Annotated in this window: 14 protein-coding genes; 9 read left to right on the top strand and 5 right to left on the bottom strand. The window is 67.4% G+C overall.

What is annotated here, in order from left to right:
• The first annotated feature begins 54 nt into the window (after positions 1-54).
• From AC1RL8_RS05730 to AC1RL8_RS05695, 8 genes are read left to right on the top strand one after another with little or no spacing between them, the layout of a single operon-like run.
• A complete protein-coding gene (locus AC1RL8_RS05730) occupies positions 55-231 on the top strand; it encodes a Flp family type IVb pilin (RefSeq protein ID WP_159271404.1) in 177 nt (58 codons plus the stop codon).
• 45 nt (positions 232-276) lie between these two features.
• Complete coding sequence (locus AC1RL8_RS05725; RefSeq protein WP_307585242.1) at positions 277-1,548, top strand: pilus assembly protein TadG-related protein; 1,272 nt, start codon at positions 277-279, stop codon at positions 1,546-1,548.
• A 5-nt stretch (positions 1,549-1,553) separates the two neighbouring features.
• Positions 1,554-2,012, top strand: coding sequence for a TadE/TadG family type IV pilus assembly protein (locus AC1RL8_RS05720; RefSeq protein WP_492684166.1), 459 nt, complete (start codon positions 1,554-1,556; stop codon positions 2,010-2,012).
• Positions 2,009-2,437 (top strand): TadE/TadG family type IV pilus assembly protein, encoded by a 429-nt coding sequence (locus AC1RL8_RS05715; RefSeq protein WP_159271407.1) that lies wholly within the window; start codon positions 2,009-2,011, stop codon positions 2,435-2,437. Before AC1RL8_RS05720 ends, AC1RL8_RS05715 begins: the two co-directional genes overlap by 4 nt.
• Positions 2,438-2,456: 19 nt before the next feature.
• Positions 2,457-3,608: a CpaE/TadZ family protein gene (locus tag AC1RL8_RS05710; RefSeq protein ID WP_492684165.1), complete on the top strand. Its 1,152-nt coding sequence runs from the start codon at positions 2,457-2,459 to the stop codon at positions 3,606-3,608.
• A 42-nt stretch (positions 3,609-3,650) separates the two neighbouring features.
• Entirely contained in the window at positions 3,651-5,030 is a 1,380-nt protein-coding gene (locus AC1RL8_RS05705) for a TadA family conjugal transfer-associated ATPase (protein WP_492684164.1), read from the top strand.
• 9 nt (positions 5,031-5,039) lie between these two features.
• Positions 5,040-6,029, top strand: coding sequence for a type II secretion system F family protein (locus AC1RL8_RS05700; RefSeq protein WP_492684163.1), 990 nt, complete (start codon positions 5,040-5,042; stop codon positions 6,027-6,029).
• Positions 6,030-6,041: 12 nt separating this feature from the next.
• Positions 6,042-6,956, top strand: coding sequence for a type II secretion system F family protein (locus AC1RL8_RS05695; protein WP_159271410.1), 915 nt, complete (start codon positions 6,042-6,044; stop codon positions 6,954-6,956).
• Positions 6,957-7,004: 48 nt separating this feature from the next.
• On the opposite strand, the gene AC1RL8_RS05690 is transcribed toward AC1RL8_RS05695, so the two are convergent.
• The 5 genes from AC1RL8_RS05690 to AC1RL8_RS05670 all read right to left on the bottom strand — a co-directional run bounded on the left by AC1RL8_RS05690 (position 7,005) and on the right by AC1RL8_RS05670 (position 11,305).
• Positions 7,005-7,700, bottom strand: coding sequence for a response regulator (locus tag AC1RL8_RS05690; RefSeq protein ID WP_095745836.1), 696 nt, complete (start codon positions 7,698-7,700; stop codon positions 7,005-7,007).
• A gap of 32 nt (positions 7,701-7,732) precedes the next feature.
• Positions 7,733-9,421: a sensor histidine kinase gene (locus AC1RL8_RS05685; protein ID WP_492684162.1), complete on the bottom strand. Its 1,689-nt coding sequence runs from the start codon at positions 9,419-9,421 to the stop codon at positions 7,733-7,735.
• A 347-nt stretch (positions 9,422-9,768) separates the two neighbouring features.
• Entirely contained in the window at positions 9,769-10,920 is a 1,152-nt protein-coding gene (locus AC1RL8_RS05680) for a calcium:cation antiporter (RefSeq protein WP_492684161.1), read from the bottom strand.
• A gap of 8 nt (positions 10,921-10,928) precedes the next feature.
• Positions 10,929-11,111, bottom strand: coding sequence for a hypothetical protein (locus AC1RL8_RS05675; protein WP_139140231.1), 183 nt, complete (start codon positions 11,109-11,111; stop codon positions 10,929-10,931).
• On the bottom strand, positions 11,108-11,305 hold the full coding sequence (locus AC1RL8_RS05670) for a hypothetical protein (protein WP_492684160.1): 198 nt from the start codon (positions 11,303-11,305) through the stop codon (positions 11,108-11,110). Before AC1RL8_RS05670 ends, AC1RL8_RS05675 begins: the two co-directional genes overlap by 4 nt.
• Before the next feature lie 596 nt (positions 11,306-11,901).
• Between AC1RL8_RS05670 and AC1RL8_RS05665 the strand changes: the two genes are divergently transcribed.
• Complete coding sequence (locus AC1RL8_RS05665; protein WP_492684159.1) at positions 11,902-12,603, top strand: DUF3348 domain-containing protein; 702 nt, start codon at positions 11,902-11,904, stop codon at positions 12,601-12,603.
• Positions 12,604-12,609: the final 6 nt, after the last annotated feature.

Here is a 12,609-nt window from a genome sequence, read left to right as displayed (position 1 = left end):
GCAATTCCCGATGCCTTGCGCGACTTCCCAGCACAACGAAACGAGGTCATCACCATGTTCAAGTCATTGCTGACAGACGAGGACGGCGCCCAGGTGGTCGAGTACGCCTTGATCATTGCCGTCATTTCCATCGCGCTGGTGATCGCGCTGCAACCGGGGACGCTCACGGCGAGCATCGACGCCGTGCTCACCCGCGTGGCCGATTGCTTCGCCGGAAACAATTGCGTGTGACGCGCCCGTTGTCCTCTTTTTCATCGTCCAGACCGAGGTCCGATCATGAAAGCCCGCCGCTCCCCCCGCCGCCAGCGTGGCGCGATGATCATCACGGCCGCGCTGTTCCTGCTGTTCCTGCTCGGCTTCATGGGCATCGCACTCGACTTCGGCCGCCTCTTCGTCGCTCGCACCGAGCTGCAGACAGCGGTGGACAGCTGTGCGCTGGCCGCCGCGGCTGAGCTCAACGGAGAGAGCACGGCCATCAACCGGGCGCGCAGCTCGGGACAGACCGCCGGCAACGCCAACAACGTGAACCTGCAGTCGGCCACCTGGAGCGGTCAAGGCAAGCTCACCACGGCCGATATCACGTTCCGAGACGCGTCCTACGCGGCCACCACCGCGTCCGCCAATGCACGCTATGCGCAGTGCACCCACACCCAACCCAACATCAAGATGTGGCTGATGCAGGCCGTGGGCGCCTTCTCGGGCGATACCGCCGGCAACCCCGCGACGCGCAGCGTGGCGGCGAGCGCAGTCGCCACCCGCGCGAGCGCACAGACCGCATGCCCCATTCCGGTCGCAGCGAAGCCGAAGCCGGGCGGCACGGCGCCGAACTACGGCTTTGCCGTCGGCGAATGGGTGACGCTCATCATGGCGCAGAACGCGGCCACGGGCGGCCAGATCGGCTGGGCCAACCTCGACGGCAGCAACAGCGCCTCGGAAACCGAAGCCGAGCTCAACGGTCGCTGTGGCGCCAAGGTGGGCGACACGGTCGGCACCCCCGGCGTGCAGACCTCGGTGGCCGACACCTGGAACTACCGCTTCGGCATCTACAAGAACAGCGGCGATCCGAGCGTGAATCGACCCGACTACACCGGCTATGCCTACACCTCGCTCAACTGGCCCGCGCAGTTCAATGCCTATGCCGGCGCGCCGGGCGGTGGCGCAGACCCGACCGCCCAGAACTTCGTGACCAAGCGAGCCGCTTTCGCGTCCTGCGCCGACACCGGCACCAAGGTGAAGGGCGCGGACAGCTGCGAGTCGATCACCGGGCTGTCGCTCAACAGTTTCCAGAAGCTGGCCACGCCAGGCAACGTGGCCGGAGGCCACATGCAGTACGGCATGGACCGTCGCTTCGTCACGGTGCCGGTCATCGACGGCGGCAACCACGTGATCGACTACCTCTGCATGCTGATGCTGCAGCCGCTGAGCATTCCGATGACCGACACGCAACTGGAATTCCTCGGCAATGCGGGAGCCGCCGGCAGCCCTTGCACCACGAGTGGGCTGGCCGGTGGATCGGCAGGCCCGTTGGTTCCGGTCCTGGTGAGGTGAACATCATGAAAAAGTCCCATCGCACCCAGCATGGCGCCGCGCTGATCGAGCTGGCGCTCATCACGCCGCTGCTGCTGCTGCTGACCTTCATCACCACAGAGTTCGGGCGTGCCATGTACGAATACAACACGGTCACCAAGTCGGCCCGTGACGCGGTGCGCTATCTCTCGGTCCAGACGCCCGGCACGAACATCACCCAGGCGCGCAACCTGGTCGTGTACGGCAACACCGCCGGCACCGGCGCGCCGTTGGCGCGCGGCCTGAGCCTGGCGAACGTGCCGGCCGCCAACTGCTGCACCTGGCAATCGGCGGGGGCGGACCCGATCATCAACACGGTCACGGTGCGCATCACCGGCTACACCTTCCACTCGCTGTTTCCATCGGTGTTCGGCGTGAATTTCGCCGACGCCAACGGCAACATCGTCTTCAGCGACATCGCCGCCACCATGAGGGCGCCATCATGAAACACCACGCCAAGGGCGCGACCACTCTCGAGTTCGCGCTGGGTCTGCTGATCTTCCTGATGCTGGTGTTGGGCATCGTGGACTTCTCCCGAATGCTGTTCACCTGGAACGCTGCCAACGAGGCGACGCGCGCCGGCGCGCGCTATGCCGTGGTGTGCGACGACACCACGCAGCAGGCCTTGGTGCTCGCCAGGATGCGGGCCTTGTTGCCGCAGGTGCAGACGGTGAGCGTGGCCTGGGTTCCCTCGGGCTGCACGGCGAGCACCTGCCAGGGTGTCACCGTGAGCATCACCGGCCTCAACTACCAATGGATCTCCCCGATCGTGGGGGCCGCCGCGCCGCTCATCCCGATGCCGGGGTTCTCCACCTTCCTTCCGCGCGAGGTCATGCGGCAAGACCCGCACAGCGCGGCCATCTGTTCCTGACAGCACACCGGACACGACCATGAAGATCGCCATCGTTTCCCCCAATCCGAACCACCTGCAGGACATGCGCAAGGTGCTGGAGCCGCGCGGCCATGCCGTGTCGCTCTTCGAAGGCGGCAAGAGCCGGATGCAGGCGGTCGTCGAGAAGGTCGCGCCCGACCTGCTGCTGGTCGACGGCATGTGCTGCGACCCGCAGGAGCTCTCGCTGGTGGAGGCCCTGACCTTGCGGCATCCGACGGTGGCGGTGGTGCTGCTGTGCGCGATGCAGACGCCCGAGTTCCTGATCCACGCGATGCGCGCGGGCGTGCGCGAGGTGCTGCCGTCGCCCGCCGACACCGCCGCGCTCGAGGCCGCGGTCGATCGCATCGCGCTCAAGATGGCCGGTTCGCAGGCGCGCAGCCCCGGGCGGGTGGTGGCGTTCATGCCCTGCAAGGGCGGCAGCGGCGCGACCTTTCTTGCGACCAACGTCGCGCACCAGCTGTCGCGCGAGCGCTCGGTGCTGCTGATCGACCTGAACCTGCAGTTCGGCGATGCGCTGTCGTATGTGAGCGACCTGCGCCCGACCGCGACGATGGCCGACGTGGCGCGCGACATCGGGCGCCTCGACGCCTCGCTGCTGGCGGCGAGCGTGGTGCGCGTATCGCCGAGCTACAGCATCCTGCCCGCGCCCGAGGACCTGGCGCGCGCGATGGATGTCAAGGCTGAGCACATCGACGCCATCCTGCAGGTGGCGCTCGCGCAGTACGACTTCGTGATCTTCGACCTCGGCACGCGCATCGACACGCTCACGCTGCGCGTGCTCGACCGCGCGGAGCGCATCTTTCCCGTGATGCAGACCAGCCTGCCGCACATTCGCAACGTGACGCGCCTGATGCAGGTGTTCAAGTCGCTCGGCTACGCCACCGGCAAGGTCGAGCTGCTGGTGAACCGCAGCACCGGCGGCGGCGAGATCGGGCTGTCGGACATGCGCCGGTCGTTGCCCGGCGCGACGTTCACGACGGTGCCGGACGGCGGCAAGGACGTCGACGCCTCTATCAACCGCGGCGTGCCGCTGGCGGAGATGTCGCGCGGCAGCGCGCTCGCCAAGCGCCTCGACGAGATCGCCCACACGCTCAGCCCGCGGCCGGAGGCGACGCCCGGCTTCATGGGGCGGCTGTTCCGCCGTGCCTGAGACAGGGCGGATTCCCATCAATACCCAGGCGGAGGTGCCAACATGTCATTCAGGGACCAACTCAATGCGATCGACAGCGATGCCGGCGCGCGCTCGGCGGGGCCAGCGGGGCCGGTCCTCGAGCTGACCACGTCGCCTTTCGCCTCGGACACCTACAAGCTGCTGAAGGAGCGCATGCACCTGAAGCTGCTGGACCGCTTCGACCTGGCGGCGCTCGAAACCCTCCAGCCCGACGCCCTGCGGCAGGAAATCTCGACCATGGTCGGGCGGCTGCTGCAGGAAGAGCCCGAGGCGCTCAACGACATCGAGCGGCGCACGCTGATCCGCGACATCCAGCACGAGATGCTGGGCTTCGGCCCCATCGAGCTGCTGATGGCCGACCCGACTGTGTCGGACATCCTGGTCAACTCGCCCACCAGCATCTACGTGGAGCGGCGCGGCCGGCTGGAGCTGACCAACGTGAGCTTCACCGACGAGAAGCACCTGCTGCGCATCATCGACAAGATCGTCTCGCTGGTCGGGCGCCGCATCGACGAGTCCAGCCCGATGGTCGATGCGCGGCTGCCCGACGGTTCACGGGTCAACGCCGTCATTGCGCCGGTGGCGCTGGACGGGCCGATGATGTCGATCCGCCGTTTCGCGAAGATCCCGCTGCGCATGAACAACCTCGTGAACGATCTCAAGTCGCTCACGCCGCCGATGGCGCAGATGCTCGAAGGCCTGGCCCAGGCCAAGGTCAACATGCTGATCTCGGGCGGCACCGGGGCAGGGAAGACCACGCTGCTGAACATTCTCTCGGGCTTCATCCCGGAGTCCGAACGCATCATCACCATCGAGGATGCGGCCGAACTCCAGCTGCAGCAGCCGCACGTCGCGCGCATGGAGACGCGGCCGACGAACATCGAAGGCAAGGGCGAGATCACGCAGCGTGCGCTGGTGCGCAACGCGCTGCGCATGCGGCCCGACCGCATCGTGATCGGCGAGGTGCGCGGCGCCGAGGCGGTCGACATGCTGCAGGCGATGAACACCGGCCACGAGGGCTCGCTCACCACCATCCACGCCAACTCGCCGCGCGATGCGCTGGCGCGGCTGGAAAACATGATCGGCATGGCGAACCTGAACCTGCCGCACCGCACGGTGCGCCAGCAGATCGCCTCGGCGATCACGGTGGTCGTCCAGGTGTTGCGGCTGATCGACGGGCGGCGCAAGGTCACCAGCATCCAGGAGATCACCGGCATGGAGGGCGAGATCGTCACCATGCAGGAGATCTTCACCTTCCACCAGACGGGCATGGGTCCCGACGGCCAGGTGCGCGGCCATTTCCACGCGACCGGCGTCCGACCGAAATTCATGGAGCGGTTGCAGGCGTACGGCGTGCTGCTGCCCGACACCATCTTCGATCCCGAAAAGCACTACGAATAGGAGCGCGCCATGTTCGACAACCTGGGTGGTGACACGCTGATCACGGTCGCGGTGCTGGTCTTCGTGACCGCGCTGCTCATGATCGAGGGGTTCTACCTGCTGTGGCGGTCCTACAAGGGGCCCGATGCGCGCAAGATCGAGAAGCGGCTGCAGGCGATGTCCGCCGCGGTCGACCGCACGCCGCAGGCCCATCTCGCGAAGGAGCGCATGCTCAGCGACGTGCCCTGGATGCAGCGCCAGTTGCTGGCGCTGCCGCGGGCGCACCGGCTGGACCGTTTCATCTTGCAGGCGGGGCTGGACTGGACGGTGTCGAGCTTCCTGCTGGCCTGCGGTGTGCTCGGCGTGTTCGCGTTCTGCGCCGTGTGGCTGGCGCACCAGCCCGTGTGGCTGGCGCTGCTGGCCGGGGCCGTGGCGGCAGTGCTTCCGGTCCTGTACCTGCAGCATCAGCGCAGCCAGCGGCTGGAGCGCCTCGAAAAGCAGCTGCCGGACGCGCTGGACCTGGTGACGCGCGCCCTGCGCGCGGGCCATTCCTTTGCCAGCGGCGTGCAGATGATCGGCGAGGAAATGCCTGAGCCGATCGCCAGCGAGTTCCGCCTGGTGGCCGACGAGGTGAATTTCGGCGTCTCGCTGCAGCAGGCGCTGACCAACCTCAGCGAGCGCGTGCCGCTCACCGACCTGCGCTACTTCGTGGTGTCGGTGCTGATCCAGCGCGATTCGGGCGGCAACCTGACCGAGGTGCTGGGCAACCTGAGCCGGCTCATCCGGGACCGCTTCAAGCTGCTCGCGCGGGTGCGGGTGCTGTCGTCCGAGGGGCGGCTGTCGGCCTGGATCCTGGGCGTCATGCCGTTCGCCCTGGCGGCGCTCATGAACATCTTCAATCCCGAATTCATGGCGCCGCTGTGGACCGACCCGATCGGCCAGACGGTGCTGCAATACATGCTGGTGCTGATGCTGGTGGGCATCGTGCTCCTGCGCAAGATCGTGAAGATCCACGTCTGAAGGAGAAGCGCCATGGCCATGCTGTTTCCCATCCTGGTGTTCCTGTCCGTGTCGCTGGCCGTCATCGGCCTGGCGGTGTGGTTGTCCCCGACGCGCGCCGCGCAGCGGCTGCAGGCGGTGGCGCAGCCGGCCGGCAAGTCGTCCTGGACCGAGACCGCCGTCAAGCTGGTCGGTCCGTTCGCGCAGCTGTCGTCGCCGACCGGCGACGCCGATCTGTCGCCGCTGCGCGTGCGTTTCCTGAACGCCGGCATCCGCCACCCGGATGCGTACCTCCTCTATTTCGGCCTGAAGACGCTGCTGCCGCTGGGCTTCGCGGCGCTCGCGTTCCTCGTGCTGCGCGCGGCAGGGTCGGAGGGTGGCATGACGATGCTGCTGTGGCTCGCGCTGGCGGCGCTGGCCGGCTGCTACCTGCCCAACCTGGTGCTGCGCCTGCGCATCCGCGCGCGGCGCCGCGAGATCTTCGAGAACTTTCCCGATGCCGCCGACCTCATGCTGGTGTGCGTGGAGGCGGGGCTCGGGCTGGACGCCGGGCTGGCCAAGGTCACCGAGGAAATCCAGATCAAGAGCCAGGCGCTCGCGCAGGAGCTGCACTGGACCAACCTGGAAATGCGCGCCGGCGGCACGCGCGAGAAGTCGTTGCGCAACCTGGCGCTGCGCACCGGCGTGGAAGAGATAGGCACCTTCGCCACCATGCTGACCCAGGCGGACCGCTTCGGCACCAGCATCGGGGAGTCGCTGCGCGTGTTCTCGGACGACCTGCGCCACAAGCGCCAGGTGCGCGCCGAGGAGCTGGCGGCGAAGGTGCCGACCAAGATGCTGCTGCCGCTGGTGCTGTGCATCTTCCCGTGCATCTCGCTCGTGATCCTGACGCCGGCGGCGATCCGCGTGATCCGGATGATCGGGCCGATGCTGGCCGGGCAGCTGTGAGAGGGCGCGCGCACGCGGCGCGCCGCGTGCGCCGTTGCAGCGGACGGATCAGGCCGCCAGCGTGTCGAGCTGGTGCTTGATCGCGTAGATGTACAGCTCGAGCCGGTTCGTGACGCCCAGCTTCTGGTAGATCGCGCACAGGTGGTTGCGCAGCGTGTGTTCGGTGACGAAGGCACGCTCGGCCAGCGCCTTGTTGGAGGCGCCGCAGCCCGTCGCGACGATGCGGATGATCTCGCGCTCCTTGTGCGTCAGCGTGGCCTGGCGCGCCGTGTCGGGGTCGGCCTTCGGCGGCTTCCTGGCCGACGTGAGTTCGGAGAAGACACGGCCCATGGTCTGCGCGTCGACGCACAGCTCGCCACGGAACACGCGCTCGATGGCGTCGAGCAGCTGCTGCGCCGAGGCGTCCTTGCCCACCACGCCGCGCGCGCCGCGCAGTATGGCCAGGTCGAGCGTGCGTTGCTCTTTCTCGGCCGTCAGCACCATCACGCGCGACACCTCGTTGGTCAGCAGCCGGGGCAGGATGTCCAGCGCGCTGTGGCCGTCCAGGTCGAGGTCGAGCACGATGACATCGGGCGCGAGGCTTTGCGCCGTGGCCACCGCCTCGTCGCAACAGCTGGCCGTGCCGACCACCTTCATGCGCGGCTGTTCGCCGTCGATCAGCTTCGACAGGCCCCACAGCATGGTCTTGTGGTCGTCCACGAGCAGCACGGCAATGGGATGGTCGGGATGGTCGAGGGTTTGCATGACGGACTCCTTCCTGTGTGTGCGGCGAGCGGTCAGATCGGGATTTCGATCCGCACCGCCGTGCCGCCATTCGCGCATCGGTCGACATGCGCCTGGCCGCCCAGGGCCGCGGCGCGCTCGGTGAGGGAGCGGGGGTGGAAGGCGGTGAAGCTTTCCTGGCAGGCGTCGTTCTCGATGCACAACGCCAGCTGGCCGTTCTTGCAGTCGATGCGCACGCTGCCGTGGCGCGCATGGGTGTGCTTGCAGATGTTGTTCAGCCCTTCGCTCACCATCTGCAGCAGCTCCGCGGTGACCCGGTCGTCCAGGTGCAGCGGGCCGTCGACGGCCATCACGATGTCGATGTCGATGCCGTACAGGCCCTTGATCCGCGCGGCCTGGCGTTCCAGGTGGGGCCGCACGAGCCCGCCGGGATCGTCGTTCGCACCGTGCCTGACTTCGCCCGCGTAGCGGCGCAGGTCGGCGATCACGCCGTCGGCCACGTCCGCGAGCTTGTCCAGGTCTTCGCGCAGCGGGTTATCGGCGGCGGCCCGCTTGCGCAGCGCGCACAGGCCCATGCGCAAGCCGATGTAGGGCTGGATGGCGGTGTCGTGCAGGTCGAGCGCGATCTTCAGGCGCTCCGTCGACGCGGCTTCCGAGGCCATGCGATCGAGCACCTCGATGGTCTCGATGACCGGGAAGATCTGTTCCATGAGGTGGGCGAGGAACAGCGCGTCGGACTTGCCCAGCCGCCCGTCGCGCGACGAGATGAACACCCGGCCTTCGCCCAGGCGCATCGGCAGCGGCGCGCTGATGAAGGCCCGCGCCTCCAGCAGGGCGGCGATGGTGGTGCAGTGCGCAGCGCCTGCTTCGTCGGCGCTGCGCCAGGCGGTCGTGCCGGCTTCGAAGACACGGTGCTGCGCGCGCAGGTGGTTCAGCGGCCAGGGCAGGCGGTTGCTGAGCACGACGCTGTCGGGCGTCAGGGCCATGAGCGGCGATTCCGCGAGGCGGCCGATGGTCTCGATGCTCACCTGCTCGCAGGTGTCGTCCTCGCGCAGTGTGCGCAGCAGCCAGGTGCCGGTGGCGCGGTCGCGCGTCAGCAGGATGCAGTGGCTGGCCTTGAAGAAGGCCAGCGTGCGCTCCATCGTACGGGCGATGGTGCGTCCGGCGCCGAAGCGCGGGTTCGACAGCTGGCTCACTTCGCCCAGGAGGGCAAGGCGCCGTTGCAGCGCCAGCTTGGAGCCGCCCCAGTACACGATCATGTGCCCCAGCGCCAGCAGGAAGGCGGTGCGCATCAGCAGCTGCGGCGTGTCGTCCGTGCCCGTGGCCAGGCCGCAGGCTGCGAAGGAGGCGACCGAGGCGATCGTCACGCGGGCGCCTTCCTCGAAGCCCCAGCGGAACGAGGAGGTGAGGATGGCGAAGAAGTAGAAAAGGAAGAACAGGCTGTGGGTGCCGTCGGTCACCGCCATGATCAGCGTGAACCACAGCACGTCGGACCAGTGGATGGTTCGGCCCTGGAAGTAGGGCCGCCCCATCGCCGTGCAGACGTGGATCAGCAGGCTGTGAAGGATGTAACCGAAGAAGGCCAGCCAGACCGCTGCGGGGACCTGCTGCCGGCTATCGGCGGCGTCGACCGTGATCGCCAGCAGAGCCGAGATCGACAGCACGAGCCGCATGCGTCCCACCATGAGCGCATCCGCCGCCAGGCTGGCGTCGATGCTGGGGGCGGAGCCGTGCGCTCGCATGGGGATGCATCCGGTGCATGGACCATGTCAGGCACCGCGGGAAATCGCGGTACGGACGGGAGCGCTCGGCAGTGACAGTTTGGAATACATTTTTCTTGCCTGAGACCACAACGTGTGACGAGTTCACATTACTACTTTGGTGTTCAGATGCAATTGAAATCTCGTTCCATTAACGTTTGGTAACTATATTTGCATTGGATTGCATGCGGATAAATGAGGCCGCTGCAGAGGGCGGCGAGAGGGCGTGGTGCCGGTTGGGGAGGCCTAGGAGAGGGCAAGGTACCTCAACGGGGCGTTCGCCTGCCTTGGCGAAGGCGCAGGCCGCGGGGTAACCCGGTTGCGCGGCCTCAGGGCAGGAACAGCAGCATCCCGTAGACCGCAAACAGCATCAGGTGCATGAACCCCTGGATCGGCGAGGTGCGCTGCCCGTTGAAGCTCAGCAGGCTCAGCACCGCCGTCACCGCAAACAGCAGGGTTTCGGCGCCCGAGATGCCCATGAGCACCTGCTTGCCCGTGACCAGCCCGATGACCAGCACGGCCGGCACCGTGAGCCCCACGGTGGAGACGAAGGCGCCCAGGCAAAGGTTGATGGCGCGCTGCATCTCGTTGTTCATCGCGGCGCGCACGGCGGTGATCGACTCGGGCGTGAACACGATGATGGCGATGAGCACGCCGCCCACGGCCGCGGGCACGCCGGCCGCGGCAATGCCGTAGTCGGTGACCACCGCGAGGTAGTGCGCGAGCAGCACGATGGGCAGGATCATCGCGAGCAACAGCAGCGAGCGAACGACCACGGCGCGTTTGTCCAGGCGGGCGTGATCGGCTTGCGTGGCAGGCGAGGGTGCGGTCGCCCGCACTGACATCCGCCCCGGCGCCGGCTGGATGAAGAAGCGCTGGTGGCTGCGCATCTGCATCCAGAGAAACGCGCCGTACAGCACGGCCGTGAGCACCGACATGCCGATCGCCTGCACCGGCGTGAACTCGCCCGCGCCCGAGCTGTGGTTGGGCAGCACCAGCGCAGTGCCGGTCAGCAGCACGATCATCGACAGGTAGGCGCCGGCGCCCTGCGCGTTGTATTCCTGGTCGCCGTGGCGGGCTGCGCCCGCGATCAGGCAGATGCCGATGACGAGGTTCAGGATGATCATCATCACGGCGAAGATCGAGTCGCGCCCGATGGTCGGAAACTCGCCCGGGCCCAGCAGCACCGAGGCGATGAGGATCACCTCGATCGACACGATCGAGAGCGTCAGGATCAGCGTGCCGTACGGCTCGCCCAGCTGGTGCGCCAGGTGGTCCGCCTCGTGCACCACGCCGAACGAGGCGGCCAGGATGGTGACGAACAGCGCCAGGAAGACGCAGCCGGCCACCACGGGGCTGATCGGCGCGGCCAGCCAGCGGTCGCCGAAGGCGACGAAGAGCCCGACCACGAGCCAGGCGGCGGCGATCAGGGCCCAGGTGGCGGGCGGAACGAGGCGGGCGGGGGAGGGTGTTGTTGTCATGGGCGTTGTCACTCCGACATCAAGAGGGAAGCCAGGGCCAGGAGGCCGCTGCCAGCGAGGCTCAGCCCGCTGGCAGCCCACAGGGCCTTCACGTCGCGTAGCTCGCAGCCTTCGCGGCGCGCATGCCAGGCGGCATAGGCCAGGGCCACCGCCATGGTCAGCGCGGGCCAGTGCAGATCAAGACCGTTCATCGCGCGGCTCCCGATGCGGTGCACGCGCGCGGGCATTCGGCGCGGTAGGACAGCCGGGTCGCGCCCGTGCGCACGTGCAGGCGCACGGCGCCGAGCGTCAGCCGGAAGGCATCCGGCACGGTGGTGCGAGGAAGGCGGAAACGGGAGAAGAAGCGTTGCGCGGCGAGGCGCCAGGAAGGGAGCAGTGCGGCCATGTCGAAACTTCGCGAGAAGTCAGGAAAGGGCCGTCCCTTGCAAGGTGAAGGTGCAAGACCGAGGTCGTCCTCGGCCCGGTTCGCGCAGGGCGCGCGAACAAAAAAATGATAGCAGGGAAATCGGGGGCGACGCCCTCAGCCCCCGCGTGCGCGCACCTGGGCCGCGTGCAGGAGGCGGGCGCTGTCCACCTTCTGCTTGGACAGGAGCCGCATCCTGTTGCAGTTGGAACAGCGGTACAGGCGCAGCCAGGGCAACAGGCGCATCCACCCTCTGCGCGGCTGGCGGTCCATGTCAGCAAGGTGGCAGGGGCAGGCGGAAACCGAATGAGTCGACGACATTTGTCAGAGTGACCATGCTGTCCAGATCCCACCCTGACCAAGCTCTGCGGCTCTTCGGCTACTGGGAATTGAAAGTATTCATTCTTACGACAAATGTAAACAAGCGCACTCACCTGATTTAGGTATTCGCGCCCCGATTTCCTCGGTTTCGGTCACACCCCGTTTCACTTCTCCCGCGCTTCCTGTGCACCAGTTCACAGAGGGAAAGCCGCCAGTTGACCGGTGTAAACTGCCCGGTTTTCTCCCTCTCTCGCGGTATGGTGCAAGTGTCACGGCGCACAGGCTTCACCGGCTCGGCGCTCACTCGCTTGCTCGCTCAATTGAGCGACATCGACGTTCCCGAATCCAGGCAAGCCCTCGCGGATCGTTTGAGTCAGTGGTTCAGTTGGACCGACGCCATCTCCTTGTCTGCAGCTTTGGATTCCGATCTGGGCGTCGCCGTGTCCGGCGCCCGGGCGTCCGAGGGCGCCGAGGAGGCGCAGGAGTGCGCGCGCCTGAAGGCCGCGCTGGCCAAGGGCAATGCCGACGGCGGCGTGGCCTCGGTACTGCCGGGCGCGAACGACGACTTCCCGCCGTACCGCCGCCGCTACTTCGCGCGGCAGCAGGCCATGGAAACAGCCATCGAACCGCTGCGCGCGCGCCTGCGGGCCCGGCTCGCGACCCGCTCGCCCGAGCTGGCCCGGCTGGCCGCGGTGGACGCCATCCTGGAACAGGTGGTGGGCGCCCGCGAACGCAGCCTGCTGGCGAGCGTGCCCACGCTGCTGGAGAAACATTTCAAGCGTTTGCGCGAGGCCCATCAGGCCGCGCAGGACGCCAATCCCGACAACCCCCAGCCGCCAGCGACCGCCGCCGGCTGGCTGGACGTGTTCGGCCGTGACATGCAAAGCGTGCTGCGGGCTGAACTGGACATTCGCATGCAACCGGTCGAAGGCCTGCTAGAAGCCCTTCGCGATCGCTAGCCCCAT

The organism is Variovorax sp. GW822-FHT04E09 (assembly GCF_058800845.1).
This window is presented reverse-complemented; position numbering and strand designations above follow the sequence as displayed.